Below are 14,789 nucleotides of genomic sequence, written 5' to 3' on the forward strand. Positions count from 1 at the left end.
GGTCATTCACCCCGGCGGTATGCCTGCCATCTCCCGGTTGTCGTCTGGCGCAACGCTTCTCAGAAGCAAACTGGCTCGTTGCGCCGATCGACATCTGTTTGCCTGCCTCATCCGGCAGTCGGCGCAGTTTCTCGCCAGCGATAATCAGTCCGATTGCCGCAGACCGTTACTCTGCCACTTGCCCAACACCTTTGACCATCTACCCGCTCTTGCGCCATATTCCCGCTGCGGTAACAGACATTTTTGCTATTTATTCAAGATCAATTGGTTCTTCTTAACGCCCACGCTTGCCGACTATGAGGCGAACAACCGCTTCCTGATGCCTCGCGTCTTTCTTCACAAATAAAGCAATGATCGTTGCGCGCGGTAGACAATTGATCGCAATTCCGTTATAATTCTGAAGAAGAGCAGTATATTGTAGCGTAAATCACAGCTATTTCGCCGCTGCCAGCCTGAGCTGGCAGTTCATTGTCGTATTGTTGCGTAGAAGTTGGCTGCGAGAAGGATGAAACGATGACAGGAGTCCTCACCCTCACCCGAACGTCGGTCGGCAAAAAGGTGATAATGGCGTTGACCGGCTTCATTCTGGTTGGCTTCGTTGTCTTCCACATGTACGGCAATCTGAAAATGTACCAGGGTCCGGAAGTCTACAATGCTTATGCCGCTGGACTGCGCGAATTGGGTTACCCTGTCTTCGGGCACGAACATCTGCTCTGGGTAGCGCGCTTTGTCTTGCTGGCATCGGTCTTTTTGCACATCTGGGCCGCGACCAGCCTGACCATACAAAGCCGACGCAGTTTGAAAGCCAGTAGCGTTTCTGCGCTCCGCCGCTACGGTCAACACAAACGCCATTCCAGCTATGCCGACTACACGATGCGCTTCGGTGGCATTCTGATCTTTTTCTTCATCATCTATCACATTATGCACCTGACGTTTGGCGTCGTTGGCTACGAACCGGGCCAGTTTATCCATCCTCATGGTGATACTTACGAAACCTACAGCAACGTTGTCTACGGCTTCCAGAATCCTTTCGTCGTTGGCTTCTACCTGCTCACCATGGTGTTTCTCGGTTTGCACCTCTACCACGGTGTCTGGAGCATGTTCCAGACCCTGGGCTGGAATAACCGCACTTACGATCGGCTACTACGCGGATTAGCCATCCTGGTAGCGGCAGCCGTCTTTATCGGTAATGTCTCTTTCCCGTTGGCGGTCTACTTCGGTTTTGTCGCCTGAACAACCGCCCCAACGCTAGAAGAGTGAGGAACGCTGCATGAGCGAGATCAAGAATGAGACGACGGTTCGCACCGGCACACGGCAGGTCGAGTTTGTGAGCGCGCTCGACTCGAAGGCGCCGGGTGGCCCGATTGAGCAGCGCTGGGATAAGCATCGCTTCGAGATGAAGCTGGTGAATCCGGCCAACCGCCGCAAATACACGATTATTGTGGTCGGTTCAGGATTGGCCGGCGCATCGGCAGCGGCGACTCTTGGCGAGGCTGGCTATAATGTGCTCTGCTTCTGTTATCAGGATAGTCCACGTCGGGCGCATAGCATCGCCGCGCAGGGTGGAATTAATGCGGCGAAGAATTATCGCAACGATGGCGACAGTATCTATCGCCTGTTTTACGATACTGTGAAGGGTGGAGACTTCCGCGCCCGCGAGAGCAATGTCTATCGCCTTGCCCAGGTGTCAGTCAATATTATTGATCAATGCGTTGCCCAGGGCGTTCCTTTCGCCCGCGAGTACGGTGGTTTGCTTGATAACCGCTCGTTCGGTGGCGCGCAGGTAGCCCGCACGTTTTACGCTCGCGGCCAAACTGGTCAGCAGTTGTTGCTCGGCGCCTATCAGGCGCTCAGTCGCCAGATTGCCGCTGGCACGGTTAAAATGTTTGCCCGCACCGAGATGCTCGATCTGGTGGTGATCGATGGGCGCGCGCGCGGCATTATTACCCGCGATATGGTGACCGGTAAGATTTCGCGCCACGTCGCCGATGCAGTGGTGTTGGCAACTGGCGGCTATGGCAATGTCTTCTATCTCAGCACCAACGCCAAAGGCTGCAACGCTACTGCGATCTGGCGCGCGCACCGCCGTGGCGCCTTCTTTGGCAATCCCTGCTTTACTCAGATTCACCCGACCTGTATCCCCGTCAGCGGTGATTACCAGAGTAAGCTGACCCTGATGTCGGAGTCGTTGCGCAACGATGGTCGGATCTGGGTGCCGAAGAAGAAGGGTGATACCCGCCGTCCGCAGGATATTCCTGAGTCTGAGCGCGATTACTATCTCGAAGAACGTTATCCTAGCTTCGGGAATTTGGTGCCACGTGACATCGCCTCTCGCGCCGCCAAGCAGGTGTGCGACGAGGGTCGTGGCGTTGGCCCCGGCGGCCTGGGGGTCTATCTCGACTTCGCCGATGCAATCAAGCGTCTTGGCCGCCAGAAGATCGCCGAACGCTATGGCAATCTGTTTGACATGTACAAGCAGATTACCGGCGAAGATCCTTACGAAACGCCGATGCGCATCTATCCCGCCGTCCACTATACGATGGGTGGCCTGTGGGTCGATTACAATTTGCAGAGCACCATCCCCGGTCTGTTCGTGATCGGTGAAGCAAACTTCTCAGATCACGGCGCTAATCGCCTGGGCGCGTCGGCATTGATGCAGGGTCTGGCTGATGGCTATTTCATCCTGCCCTACACCATTGCCAACTTCCTGGCTCAGGTTAAGCCGGGTGGCATCACTGCCGACCGGCCTGAGTTTGCCGCGGCTGAGGCTGAAGTGACCCAACGAATCAATCGCCTGCTTAGCATTAACGGCAAACGCACAGTTGATTCATTCCACCGTGAGCTGGGCAAGCTGATGTGGGATAAGTGCGGTATGGCGCGCAATGCGCAGGGTCTGCGCGAAGCGCTTCAGCGCATCCCAGAGATTCGGGCCGAGTTCTGGGAAAATGTCAATGTGCCCGGCGAGGCGGGTGATCTCAATCAGGCGCTTGAAAAAGCTGGACGGGTCGCCGATTTCCTCGAATTAGCTGAGTTGATGTGCATCGATGCGCTGCATCGCGAAGAGTCGTGCGGTGGCCACTTCCGCGAAGAGTATCAGACGCCCGATGGTGAGGCGCTGCGCAACGACGAAGAGTTCTCGTATGTGGCGGCCTGGGAGTTTACCGGCGATCTGGACAAGCCGCGCCTGCATAAAGAACCGCTGGTCTTCGAGTATGTCAAGCCAAGCCAGCGCAGCTATAAGTAGTCACTGTGGATGATAGCGACCAGGTCAGACAGCATTACTGCCGCCGGTTGGCTCGCAACTGGCGGCTGGAGATAACGTATGAAGAAGATGAAGATCACGCTCAAGATCTGGCGGCAGAAGAACCGCTCGACACCCGGCGAGTTCAAGACGTATGTGATGGATAACGTTAATCCCGATATGTCGTTTCTCGAGATGCTTGATGTGCTTAACGAGGAACTGATCTTGCGGGGTGAAGAGCCGGTTGCGTTTGATCACGATTGTCGCGAAGGCATCTGCGGTATGTGCTCGCTGATGATCAATGGCGTGGCCCACGGTCCCAAGAACGCCATTACAACCTGTCAGTTACACATGCGCAGTTTCAACGATGGCGACACGATTACGGTCGAACCGTGGCGCGCCTCGGCGTTTCCGATCATTAAAGATCTGGTCGTTGATCGCAGCGCGTTCGACCGTATCATCCAGGCTGGTGGCTATATTAGCGTTAGCACCGGCTCGGCTCCTGATGCCAACACAATCCCGGTATCTAAAGTTGCTGCCGATCGCGCGATGGATGCGGCAGCCTGCATCGGCTGCGGCGCGTGCGTGGCGGCTTGCCCCAACGGTTCGGCCATGCTCTTTACCGCTGCTAAGGTGACTCATCTGGCTCTGTTGCCGCAAGGTCAACCTGAACGGTATCAGCGCGTGGTTAATATGGTAGCGCAGGCCGATTTTGAGGGCTTTGGTAACTGCACGAACATCGGTGAGTGCGCTGCTGTCTGCCCCAAGGAGATTAGCCTTGATACTATCGCGCAGCTCAATCGCGATCTGATTGGAGCAGCGTTGCGCGGTATCGAACCCAATACGCCGGTTGTGCCAGCCACTACCCGGTAAATACCTGGTTGATCAGAGAGTCGCGCTGTGGCGCGACTCTCTTTTTCTCGCGCAGCCATTACGCCTTATGCAGGGCGCGGTGCGCGCGCTCGCGCCACCTGTTCCAGCACTTCCAGCGTCGTTGCTGCCGCGCGTCGATACGAGAAGCTGGCTGCCCGCGCCAGTCCGCGCGCGCGCAAATCATGGCGCAATGCTTCATCCTCAAGCAATCGAATAAGGGCCGTCGCCCAGCCGGCGACATCATCCGGCGCAATCCGCAGCGCTGCCGCACCCACCACTTCGGGGAGCGAACTGGCATCACTCACGATTGTCGGCGCGCCACAGGCCATCGCTTCTAACGGCGGCAAACCAAAACCTTCATAGCGCGAAGGGTAAGCAAAGATGGCGCAAGCCTGATAGAGGAGCGGCCCATCGCTGACCGGCACGTCGATTCGGCGCACCGCCGGGCCAAGATCGAGATCGGCAATCAGTTTGTCGATGTCGGGGAAGAGGCGCGCGTCGCGGCCCAAGGCGCGCCCGGCAATCGCCAGCGTTACGTGTTGATGGCGACGACGCACTAGCGCAAATGCCCGCAGCAGTGTCTGGAGATTTTTGCGTTCATCAAGCCCACCCACATAGTAGATGAACGGCGATGGCACACCATACCGGGCCATCACCAGCGCCTGCGCCGCAGCCTGATCAGCCGGTGGACAAAACTGTTCGCCCGCCGCCAGATAGGATACCGTGACCCGTTCAGGTGGCAGGCCGAGATAATTGAGCAGCGCACTCCGGCTGAAATTCGAGAAGGTCAGCACATGCGCGCTGCGCAGCGCCGCCCGCCGCGCCAGTGCCATGTAAAGGCGGACACTCCAGCTTCCGCGGTAGGCCGGTAAGAGGAGTGGGATTAAATCGCCGATGGTCGTGACCACCGGCTGCCGCGCTCGCAACGGTGGGGCAAAATAGGGCACAAAGATCACCGTTGGCTGGCCATTACCTGCCAATCGGGCTGCAATAACCGGCACTGCTACCTGCTCAAAGATCACCTTCGCAAGCTGGCGTGGACCGCCGATCTTGATTGGAATAGCTTCAACACCAAACGGTATTTCCGGCAGCGCCGCGCTGGCTGGCAGCAGCAACACATACCGATGTTGCGGCGCAAGCCGATGCAGCCACGGCAACAGATTGCGCAGATATTGACCAATCCCTACTGCCGGCTGGAGCCAAAAGCTACCATTGATAATGATCTGCACACTGGACTCCTCAACAAGCTGCGAGGATCAGGAGGATAACAGGCGGGTGTGTCACTTCTAATGATAGCCGATCTTCGCGGAATTGTAACCAACCGTTGCGCCGATTGACATTGCTGTTTCGCCGTACTATAGTATCCCGACAATCGCACTTCCTCAAATGACCCGGTTGATGCATCGCGAGGTTTTCATGCAGCCACATCTGTCCAATCTCAAACCAGAGTCATGGCTCGTCGCTGCCGGTAGATCAGCGGATCCCGGAGCGCCATTAAATGTGCCGCCGATTCTGGCATCTAATTTCATTATCGGTCAGGATCGCGCATATGCGCGGAACGATGCCACCCCCACATGGGAAGCGCTTGAAGAAGTGATCGGCGGCCTCGAAGCTGGCCGCGCTGTAGCCTTCGCTTCGGGCATGGCAGCCATTGCGGCAGTCTTCGATCAGTTACCGGCAGGCGCTTTGGTCGCGTTACCCGATGATTGCTACCAGGGCGTAGTTGGGCTGGCAATGGCCGGCGCAGCCCGCGGACGCTGGGCAGTGCGACGGATTGCGCTCACCGACACTGCCGGCTGGCAACAGGCCTGCGCCGAAGCCGATCTGATCTGGCTTGAGTCGCCGTCAAACCCGCTGCTCATTGTCGCCGACCTGGCCGCAATCTGCGCCGCGCCGCGCAAACCCGGCGCTATCGTTGCGGTTGATAACACCTTCGCGACTCCACTTAATCAACAACCGCTTGCGTTCGGCGCCACAGTAGCAGTGCAATCTGCCACTAAATTCATCGGTGGTCATTCCGATCTGCTGGCAGGCGTTGTTACCACTCGCGACGAGCAGATCTGGCGCCAACTGCGCCACTCGCGCGAACTGAACGGCGCTACTCCCGGCGCACTCGAAGCTTTCCTGGCCCTGCGCGGCGCGCGCACACTCGCGTTACGGCTCGAACGCGCGCAACGCAATGCGCTTGAACTGGCTCACAGACTTGCTCAACACCCTATGGTGACCTGTGTGCGCTATCCAGGTCTGCCCTCGCACCCAACTTACGAGACGGCCCGGCGAGTTTTAAAGGGCTTCGGCACGATGATCTCGTTCGATCTGCTTGGCGATGCTAGCGTCGCCGACGCTGTATGCCGTAACGTCCGCCTCATTCGTCATGCGACCAGCCTTGGCGGAGTTGAGTCGACGATGGAACGAAGAGCGGCAATTCCTGGTCAAGAGCATCTGCCGCCAACCCTTTTGAGGTTGAGCGTTGGGATCGAAGATGTTGATGATCTGTGGCAGGATCTTGTCAGCGCGATGCAGGCTGCAGCGGGATAGACCACTTTCGTCGGGCCAGAGCAAGCCCTGTCAAGGCCGCGTTTGCCGCGCCAGCGCCGCCTCAACCTGGGAATGCGCGCCGTTGGCGCGCACTTGCGGTGGAGTCAAGGTGCCGCTGACCTTTGGCAGAATCACTGCCAGCCGCAGCGAGATAGACCGCATTCTGCGGGACAGAACATTGCCTGTCGATGCCGGGTTGCCGCGCCAGCGCCGCCTCACCCCAACTGCGCCCGCTCGGCGCGTAGACAGGCAGCCAGCGCTTCGACCGGTGGAAATTCGGCAGCCCAATCATCGTTCAATGGCCAGAACTCATCAAGACCACGCGCGCCAGCGCGCTCATAGGCCAGCGCCTGCGCCATCAACTCGAGCCGGTCGATTGCCTTCACCAGGCGCGCTTCGCGCGACGAACCACTGGCGTATTCCTCCCATAACGCAAGGTATTCAGTTCCGCGCGGCAAATTGCCGATCAGGCTAACCAACCCATCACGCTCAGCCCGGCGTTTTGTCTCCTGCCCCAGCAACTTTGTGGCTGAAGCCGGCAGATCGCCCAGCAACGACTCGGCCAGATCGTGCAAGAGCGCAATTGCCAGCAAACGACCGCGATCGATATCTTCGATGAGATCGCCTATCAGCAAGCACAGGACGGCCACGCTATATGAATGCCCGGCAATACTCTCAACTTCGCGCACGCCACGTTGAAGCCATCCGGTGCGCGGCAAAAGCTTTAATGATAACAATCGAGGGAGTAAGGCGTTTAATTCAGGCAGATCCACATACCTTTCCCTTCCGCATAGTGAACGTACCGGGCCGGCGTTGTGAAACAACGTTTGCGAATTCCGATCAGATTTCTGTTGGTGACCGTTCTATCTCAGATTTTACTATCCACTGTCAAGCCCTGAACCAACGCTCGTTTCGCGTGGCGCAAATAAGCGCACTGCCCGCAACGTTGCCATCATCTGCGCCGCATCTTCAGCCATACGCACAATACGATCGAGACTTCCGCGCAACGACGCATCAGTCACCTCTTCGCGTACCAGTTGCGCTTCGCCCACGATTACTGTCAACACCTGACTGATATGGTGAGTGACGGAACGGACGGTCAACTGCGCCTCATCAACCGCGGTTTGCAACCGCTCAAATTCGCGCACCTGCTGGCGAAGCTGGTCGTAACTGACTGCGCGCCGCAGCGTGTAACGCAGGGTTTCGTGATTGATCGGTTTGGTGAGATAATCAAACGCTCCCGCCGCCAGCGCTTCGATCGCTGCCTTTGGCGAGTCATTGGCGGTGGTGACAATAACTAATGGCCGATCGATCTCAGTCGATAACCCGGTGAGAATGTCAAAACCACTACCATCAGGCAAGCCCAGATCGAGCAGAATAACCCGCGGATGCCGGTTCAGGATTGCCAGGCGCGCTTCGGCTACATTGCGCGCTGTATCTACCGCATACCCCTCGCGCCGTAACATCGTGGTCAGCGAGAGTTGCAGAATCTGGTCATCTTCGACTAACAGGATTGGTTCTTGCACAGTGTGCCCTCTCTATAACCATAATTACGCCGGAGATGGACAACAAAACGAGCCTTATCCGGGATGTTTACCTCTATCCCATCGTCTGACATTGCGGGCAAAAATACGTACTCCGTTGCGCGACAACAATGCGCTCAATCGGCATTTGACAACGCGGGCATGGCTCACCGGCCCGATCGTAGACGTTGAAATGCTCTTGCTGAGTGCCGCGTCGCCCATAGCCATCACGATAGTTGCGCAACGAACTTCCCTGATTGGCAATCGCTTCCATCAGCACTGTCCGAATCGCCTGGTGAAGACAGGCTATCCGATCCGCCGTCAACGCGCCACCCGGCGTAAGCGGATGGATACGAGCCAGCCAGAGCGCTTCATTGGCATAGATGTTGCCGATACCGGCTACGAGTCGCTGATCGAGCAACAGCGCCTTAATCGGCGCGCGCCGGTCGCGGAGCTGTTCGGTCAGTATCGCCGGCGTGAATGTATCCATCAGCGGTTCAGGGCCGTGCGCAGCGTCAAGCGCAGCCAGGCCAATCGGATCGAGGAGATGAACCCGCCCAAATTTCCGCTGATCGTCGAACATCAAGCATCGACCATCGTCAAGATCGAGGGCAAAATGGACATGCGGCGCTGCGGCTGCCGCCGGTTCGGTAACCAGCAGATGACCTGACATGCGAAGATGGATCGCCATTGTCCACGCGCTATCGAGCGAGAGCAACAACCACTTAGCGCGGCGACCAATCGCCTCAATACGTCGTCCGACCACCAAAGCGGCAAATTCCGGGGCTGGCGGCGTCAGCATGCGCGGCCAGTCGAGTTTTGCCAGTCTCACAATCGCGCGCCCCACAAGTTGCGGTTCCAGCGATCGGGCAACCGTCTCGACTTCAGGCAATTCTGGCATAACGCCCTCATCTACTCTCGCCATTCTGCCGCGCCATCTGCCCAATGTTCCTGCTTCCAGATCGGCGCGATCTCTTTGATCCGATCCATGATATAGGCAGCGGCGGCAAATGCCGCATCGCGATGGGGCGCTGCCACCACAACCAGCACCGCCGTTTCGCCGATCTCTAGCCGTCCCACCCGATGATGAACGCAAACCCGCCCAATCGGCCAGCGCGCGCGCGCCTCATCGGCAATCTGCCGCAAGACCGGCACAGCCATCTCGGTATAGGCTTCGTAAACCAGAAACGCGGTGGGACGACCACCAAAATTGTTGCGAACGACACCACTGAAGACCACGACCGCTCCATCATCTGGGGTCTGTGCCGCTGCTGCCAGCGGCGCCGGATCGAGCGGTTCGGTTGTAATCACAAATGGTTCAACCATCGTCGGCTTCTCCGCGCGATTTGCGACTCTCGTTAAAAAGCAGCTACAGACGCTCGCCGTGGTTTGACTATCCATTACCGACCGCCACTTACTGGCGGAATAAAAGCCACTTCATCGCCATCAGCCAGGATCGTGCTCGGCTGACCAAACTGCTGATTCACCGCGAAGAGCAACCGCCCGGTATAGCCGGCCAGGCGCGGGTATTCCGTCACCAGTTGTTCCCACAACTGACCGAGTGTTGTGCCTGCGGCCAGCGTATACTGCGCGCTTGCCCGCCCGACAATATCGCGATGTCCGGCAAAAAACCGCACTGTAACGGTAATCATCGCTTCCCTCTTACTCCCAATCGCTTACAGCCGAGCCTCAATGCCGCCATCGGCAGTAATCACTGCGCCGGTCACATAGCCCGCAATCGGGCTAAGCAGACAAAGAATGACACCGGCCACTTCTTCAGGAGTGCCCAACCGACCGAGCGGCGTCCGCCGGGCAAACGCGCGCAACGCCTCATCAGGACGCTGAGCGTTGATCAGGGTCGCATTGGCGCGCAACAACGACGTATCAATCAAGCCGGGGCAGACGCAATTTACCCGAATGCCATCGGCAGCGCCATCGAGCGCCATTGCCCGCGTCAGCGCAATGACTCCGCCCTTCGATGCGGAATACGCAGCCCAACCCGCCTCGGCGCGCAAACCGTATACCGAAGCGACGTTCACAATTGCGCCACCGCCACGCCGACGCAATTCCGGCATCACAAAGCGCGACACCAAAAAGACGCCGGTGAGGTTTACATTAATGATCTCTTGCCAGAGCTGTAACGTAGTGCTTTCAATGGTGCCAGGTTGCTGAATACCAGCATTGTTAACCAGCAAATCGATCCCGCCAAACGCAAGCACTGTTTCGTTAGCAATGCGGGCCGCATCGGCCTCGTCGCTCACATCGGCGATTACAGCGAGAGCGCGGCCACCCCAGGCATTGATCCCGGCGACCAGCGCCGTCGTTGCCGCTTCATCGCGGTCAGCAATAACCACAGCCGCGCCTTCACGAGCCAGCGCCAGCGCAGTGGCGCGGCCAATCCCTTGCGCGCCGCCGGTCACAATGGCAACCTTGCCTTGAAACTCCATAGTCACGACTCCACCTCTTGCTCAGAGGGCAATGCCGGCCCCGGGCCGGTTGGCCGCAGCGCCTCGGCGGCTACCCGTCGCCAGAACGCGCTGAAACGACGCGGCGGCTCACCGCGCCACGACACAAACGGCTGCGGCTCGTGGATGACTACCTGCAATCCGGCTGCGCGTAGCCCGGTAACGTAACGCTGAAAGCGCGGCGCCACGCTGGCGGTGACATGCGCCGTCAGAGCGCGATGTTCGGCGGCAAAAGCGCGCACCTCATCGACGACCACGCCGCGCCGAATACTACCGGCCCGCCCGGCTATCGCCTCTAATGCGCATTCATACAGGAAAAACAGGCGTTTGAAGCTGAGTTGAGCCGCAGCCAGAAACGGCTCATCGAAGACAAAGATGGCTGGCGCCTCTGGGTTGGCCAGCAGCGCTGGATCGTTCGGACTGAGGCTATCGCCGTGGAGCCAGACGATTGCGCTCATCAGCGTCCCTCCAGTTCGGCGAGCGACACCCCAAACAGGCGCCAGGCCAGATTCTCGTAACTGTCATCGAACGGGCACCCGCCTGACGCCAGCGCGCATCTGGAGCAGAAAGCGTCGCCGCTGAATCGTTCGACATTTTGCCGGTTGAAGATGTATGGCTTGTGGCTAAAGGTGCTGCCTACCCACTGCCACGACAGGCTATTTGAGGCCGGATCGCCATCGAGCAGATGGCGATAAAACAGTTCAGCCCCTTCCCGCCAGTCAACTCCAAGCCAGTGTTGCGCATAAGCCGCCACCCACATCCGGGCATGGTTGTGCATGTAGCCAGTCGTGTAAAGTTCTTGCAACGACTCATCGATGCAAACCAGACCGGTCTGCGCCGACACCACCTCAGGCGGCAACGAACGACGCGGCGCGCGCGCGCGGCGCTTTGCCGGTTCAATGTCCTGATAAATCTGATCGCCGAGGTGGGCATACACAAGCTGCCAGAACGCGCGCCAGGCCAGCTCATTGACAAACTTTTCCGTGTCAGGCGTAAGACCGAAGCGGCTTATGATCGAGTCACGCACTTCGGCAAGAGTCAACACCCCGTGGCGAATGTATGGCGAGAGCGCCGACACGTTGCGCCGCGGCGCAACGTCGTTGCGCGCGCGGGCATAATTGCGGGCGTCAAATGCGCGGAGACGCCGCAAGGCAGCTCGCCGCCCCCCGCGAATCGGCGAAGGCGTTGGCGGGCCGCTGTAGAGGCCGGCAAGCGCCTCGGCCAGGTATGCGGCCTGTTCGGCGCGATTTGTCAGGTCAGTGCGAAGTTGCATACGAATCTTTAACCTGCTCCTTCTTTTGGAGTATACCACGAAGCTGAGGCGTACTGTTTGCCTTGATGAGGAAAGACGCGCAGATCATGGAGAAAGCGGACAGCGGCTGCTTTTCGCGACCAGCCAATGCGCTGCTATTAGCGCTCAATATTCGCGAGCGACCCGAGTCGGCTTTGCGCCGACACGCAGCGCCGCCTACCCCGGTCAGGGGGACGGTTCATTGTCGCCGCATTGACCGGGCAATCGACGGTAAACAACGCCCACCGCGATCCGCAAAGCTGGCGCATCGCGCGAATAGTCTGGCAATGGATCTCGCTTGCAGCCAGCGCCTCGCGCCATGTCACAAATCAGCGCGGCGCGCCAGGCATCGGCGCGCCGCGCTAGTCTCACCAACCACTTCGCCCCGCTAGCGCGTCACCAGCGGCACGTAGATGCTGCGAGATCCGCCACTGCTGTCAGGCAGGTCGCTGGCCAGCGCCTCCCCCGCGCTGGCCTGATAGAAGCCGCCAGCGGCGCCGGCATTGGCGTCACTGATCTCCAGATACACCGTTTCCCCCGCCCGCAACGCATACGTGACAACCGGATACCCGCCGGACACACCGTCACTCGTCCCGCGCGCCAGCTCCGTCCCATCGGCGGACAGCAGGCGCAGGCGCGGCTGCGCGCCCGCCGCCCCGGTCACGCGGAAGGTGATCGAACCGGCGGTCTCCGCCGTGACCTGAAACACGTCGCGATCCCCGGCGCGGTCAACGCGGCCGACCACATCGTGGTTGGTCGGCATGATCCAGGTGGCCGTCGCCGGCGTATCGCCGTGATCGTCCGGCCGCACATTGCGCACCTCGATGCTGAGTTCGGACACCACGTCGAACGATTCGCCGACCGGGATCGGCGCCGGCAGCGGAATGTCTTCGTCTGGCGGCGGCGGCGCCGGCTGACCACTCACCGGCAGCTCGCGCGCCGCGCCGTTCGGGTTGGTGAAGCGGGCGCGCAGCACGTGCGTCCCGTCCATAGCATAACCGGTCAGCCCGCTATAGATCCCGTCCTCCGCGATCCAGTCAGGAGCGACTCCGTCATCGCGCAGGAGCACCGGCTGGCGGCTGCCATCGGGCGCGCGCAGTTCGGCCTCCACCGTCGCGCCGATGATGGGATGCGCGCGCTGGAGCATCGCGATCACCCGAATCGGCATCGGATAGCTGACGGTCTCGCCGTCTAGCGCGTGCAGCGTAACAGTGAACGTCGGCGTGGCCGGCACGGCCTGCGCTGTTGCATCAGCCCAGACAATGCGCAGATTGCTGCGCGCGCGATCGCGATCCTCCGGCCTCGTTAAGTCAATGCGCGGTAACTGATTCGGCCCCGGCGCGACGGCGGCGAGGTTCGGGCAGAACCGTCTCGTGGGAAACACCCACGCACTGTGTCGAGGGTCGCGTTCAGGCGGGCGCGCCAGCGTCTCCCAGCCGCTGGCCTCGTACATCCGATGCTGGGCCGTGTTGCGGGTGTTGTTCTGCGCCACGGAAAAGTTTAGCCATTTATAATTGCCATTTGTCGCCTTCCATTGACTGTTCATAATGGAATGAACGACTGCGGTATCGTCTTTGCATGGCAACCATGGATTTTTGGAATTGCACACATCCTTCCCAGCATATTCGTCATAGAGACCGTAGAAGTAATGGCCAAACTCGTGCGCTAGCGTGTAACCGCCGTCTTTAATGCGCTGTAGATAGTTCACTGACGAGGACCGGAACTGGTCACACATCTCGATGCGCAGCCCTGGTCTGCCGTAGCCGGAAACGTGCGCATTGGGATGGCACGACTCCTTAACCCACACGATGTCGGCCTTGTCATGCCACGCGCCGTTGAGATAGAAGGTCACCGTGCCGAGGGTGTGCGCGCCGTTCGACATTTCAAACACGGCATCGGCGAAATAGCGAATCATCTCCTCGTAGCGCTGGCGTCGATCAGGCGGCGGATTGTCATGCATCGAGATACTGAGATTGATCACGGTATCGGGGCGGCCTTCAATGCTATAAGTCTCGCCGCTGGTGAAACCGCCAGCAAGCGGATTGCCGGCGAGGTCACGAATGCTCGTGCCCGAGGAGCGCACGTCGAGCCGGAGGGCGCCGTTGCCGCTTCCAGTCGCCACCGTCACCGTGTAGGTGATCGGCCCGCCGCTAACACTGACCACGCTCTCGCCGCTCAGACTGCCGTCGGTCGTCAGGCTGAAGGAGGAAGGACTGACGCCAGTCACCGCCTCTGAGAAGGAAACGAAGAATGCGACGCGATTGGCGCTGGTCGGACTGTAATCAGCGCGGGTGATTGAGCGCACGATTGGTATTGAACGGTCTAACGTATACGCCTCGCCGCTCGTGAAACCACCGTACAGCGGGTTGCGCGCCGCGTTGTTGTAAATGCTCGCGCCGGCGCGCACATCGAGGCGCAGCGTGCCGTTGCCGCTCCCGGTCGCCACCGTCACCGTGTAGGCGGTCGGCCCGCCGCTGACCGCCACCACCTGCGCGCCGCTGATCCCGCCGCTGGTGGCGAGGGTGAAATCTGCCGCGTCTACCTCAATGACCGGTTGCGAGAAGGTCACCTGGAACGCCACGCTGGCCGCGCCGGTGGGATTGGCGTCCAGGCGGGTGATCGCCTGCGCCACCGGCAAGACGCTCAGCGGATGGCGTGGTGCCGCCGCCTGTCCTGACCAGTTCGCTCCCCAGCAGCGCAGGGTATTCTCAGTGGTGATCGCGCAGGTGTGAACATAGCTCGCGCTCACCGCCACCACCGCCCCCAGGTCGGCCGGCACCGACGCCTGCCCATCCTCGTTATCCCCCCAGCAGCGGAGGGTGTTGGCCGCCGTGATCGCGCAGGTGTGTCCCCAGCCC

Annotated in this window: 15 protein-coding genes; 5 read left to right on the forward strand and 10 right to left on the reverse strand. The window is 59.6% G+C overall.

The features are described from left to right. The 4 genes from Q0650_RS01105 to Q0650_RS01120 form a co-directional block, all read left to right on the forward strand. Positions 1-278, forward strand: a 278-nt coding sequence (locus Q0650_RS01105) for a hypothetical protein (protein ID WP_298814955.1), incomplete at its 5' end; no start/stop codon positions are given. 235 nt (positions 279-513) lie between these two features. Beyond that, entirely contained in the window at positions 514-1,233 is a 720-nt protein-coding gene (locus Q0650_RS01110) for a succinate dehydrogenase cytochrome b subunit (protein WP_298814956.1), read from the forward strand. A gap of 37 nt (positions 1,234-1,270) precedes the next feature. Then, a complete protein-coding gene (locus Q0650_RS01115) occupies positions 1,271-3,244 on the forward strand; it encodes a fumarate reductase/succinate dehydrogenase flavoprotein subunit (protein WP_298814957.1) in 1,974 nt (657 codons plus the stop codon). A gap of 87 nt (positions 3,245-3,331) precedes the next feature. Next, on the forward strand, positions 3,332-4,114 hold the full coding sequence (locus tag Q0650_RS01120; RefSeq protein ID WP_367280781.1) for a succinate dehydrogenase/fumarate reductase iron-sulfur subunit: 783 nt from the start codon (positions 3,332-3,334) through the stop codon (positions 4,112-4,114). Between the two features lie 65 nt (positions 4,115-4,179). Here the strand turns inward: Q0650_RS01120 and Q0650_RS01125 are convergent, their stop codons facing one another. Continuing rightward, entirely contained in the window at positions 4,180-5,343 is a 1,164-nt protein-coding gene (locus Q0650_RS01125; RefSeq protein ID WP_298814959.1) for a glycosyltransferase family 1 protein, read from the reverse strand. A 187-nt stretch (positions 5,344-5,530) separates the two neighbouring features. Between Q0650_RS01125 and Q0650_RS01130 the strand changes: the two genes are divergently transcribed. Further along, complete coding sequence (locus tag Q0650_RS01130) at positions 5,531-6,652, forward strand: PLP-dependent aspartate aminotransferase family protein (protein ID WP_298814960.1); 1,122 nt, start codon at positions 5,531-5,533, stop codon at positions 6,650-6,652. A gap of 215 nt (positions 6,653-6,867) precedes the next feature. Here the strand turns inward: Q0650_RS01130 and Q0650_RS01135 are convergent, their stop codons facing one another. The 9 genes from Q0650_RS01135 to Q0650_RS01175 form a co-directional block, all read right to left on the reverse strand. Next, positions 6,868-7,425: an HD domain-containing protein gene (locus Q0650_RS01135; RefSeq protein WP_298814961.1), complete on the reverse strand. Its 558-nt coding sequence runs from the start codon at positions 7,423-7,425 to the stop codon at positions 6,868-6,870. A 105-nt stretch (positions 7,426-7,530) separates the two neighbouring features. Further along, positions 7,531-8,178 carry a response regulator gene (locus tag Q0650_RS01140; protein ID WP_298814963.1) on the reverse strand — a complete coding sequence of 216 codons (648 nt, stop codon included), beginning with the start codon at positions 8,176-8,178 and terminating at the stop codon, positions 7,531-7,533. Between the two features lie 73 nt (positions 8,179-8,251). Then, positions 8,252-9,076, reverse strand: coding sequence for a bifunctional DNA-formamidopyrimidine glycosylase/DNA-(apurinic or apyrimidinic site) lyase (gene mutM / locus Q0650_RS01145; protein ID WP_298814965.1), 825 nt, complete (start codon positions 9,074-9,076; stop codon positions 8,252-8,254). 11 nt (positions 9,077-9,087) lie between these two features. Beyond that, on the reverse strand, positions 9,088-9,501 hold the full coding sequence (locus tag Q0650_RS01150) for a molybdenum cofactor biosynthesis protein MoaE (RefSeq protein ID WP_298814967.1): 414 nt from the start codon (positions 9,499-9,501) through the stop codon (positions 9,088-9,090). A 74-nt stretch (positions 9,502-9,575) separates the two neighbouring features. Continuing rightward, a complete protein-coding gene (gene moaD / locus Q0650_RS01155) occupies positions 9,576-9,827 on the reverse strand; it encodes a molybdopterin converting factor subunit 1 (protein ID WP_298814969.1) in 252 nt (83 codons plus the stop codon). A gap of 24 nt (positions 9,828-9,851) precedes the next feature. Then, a complete protein-coding gene (locus Q0650_RS01160; RefSeq protein ID WP_298814971.1) occupies positions 9,852-10,622 on the reverse strand; it encodes an SDR family NAD(P)-dependent oxidoreductase in 771 nt (256 codons plus the stop codon). A 2-nt stretch (positions 10,623-10,624) separates the two neighbouring features. Then, positions 10,625-11,098 carry a hypothetical protein gene (locus tag Q0650_RS01165; RefSeq protein WP_298814973.1) on the reverse strand — a complete coding sequence of 158 codons (474 nt, stop codon included), beginning with the start codon at positions 11,096-11,098 and terminating at the stop codon, positions 10,625-10,627. Further along, positions 11,098-11,913 carry an FAD-binding domain-containing protein gene (locus Q0650_RS01170; RefSeq protein ID WP_298814975.1) on the reverse strand — a complete coding sequence of 272 codons (816 nt, stop codon included), beginning with the start codon at positions 11,911-11,913 and terminating at the stop codon, positions 11,098-11,100. The genes Q0650_RS01165 and Q0650_RS01170 overlap by 1 nt, the downstream gene beginning before the upstream one ends. 406 nt (positions 11,914-12,319) lie before the next feature. Then, the coding region (locus Q0650_RS01175; RefSeq protein ID WP_367280780.1) for a choice-of-anchor X domain-containing protein at positions 12,320-14,789 on the reverse strand (2,470 nt) is incomplete at its 5' end.

Origin of the sequence: uncultured Chloroflexus sp. (assembly GCF_937129525.1) — a bacterium.
Lineage (GTDB): Bacteria > Chloroflexota > Chloroflexia > Chloroflexales > Chloroflexaceae > Chloroflexus.

What these genes read in the sequence shown, in the direction of transcription:
- Q0650_RS01110 (WP_298814956.1), top strand. Translation starts at nt 514, where the DNA reads ATGACAGGAGTCCTCACCCTCACCCGAACGTCGGTCGGCAAAAAGGTG.
- Q0650_RS01115 (WP_298814957.1), top strand. Translation starts at nt 1,271, where the DNA reads ATGAGCGAGATCAAGAATGAGACGACGGTTCGCACCGGCACACGGCAG.
- Q0650_RS01120 (WP_367280781.1), top strand. Translation starts at nt 3,332, where the DNA reads ATGAAGATCACGCTCAAGATCTGGCGGCAGAAGAACCGCTCGACACCC.
- Q0650_RS01130 (WP_298814960.1), top strand. Translation starts at nt 5,531, where the DNA reads ATGCAGCCACATCTGTCCAATCTCAAACCAGAGTCATGGCTCGTCGCT.
- mutM (WP_298814965.1), bottom strand. Translation starts at nt 9,076, where the DNA reads ATGCCAGAATTGCCTGAAGTCGAGACGGTTGCCCGATCGCTGGAACCG.
- Q0650_RS01150 (WP_298814967.1), bottom strand. Translation starts at nt 9,501, where the DNA reads ATGGTTGAACCATTTGTGATTACAACCGAACCGCTCGATCCGGCGCCG.
- moaD (WP_298814969.1), bottom strand. Translation starts at nt 9,827, where the DNA reads ATGATTACCGTTACAGTGCGGTTTTTTGCCGGACATCGCGATATTGTC.
- Q0650_RS01160 (WP_298814971.1), bottom strand. Translation starts at nt 10,622, where the DNA reads ATGGAGTTTCAAGGCAAGGTTGCCATTGTGACCGGCGGCGCGCAAGGG.
- Q0650_RS01165 (WP_298814973.1), bottom strand. Translation starts at nt 11,098, where the DNA reads ATGAGCGCAATCGTCTGGCTCCACGGCGATAGCCTCAGTCCGAACGAT.
- Q0650_RS01170 (WP_298814975.1), bottom strand. Translation starts at nt 11,913, where the DNA reads ATGCAACTTCGCACTGACCTGACAAATCGCGCCGAACAGGCCGCATAC.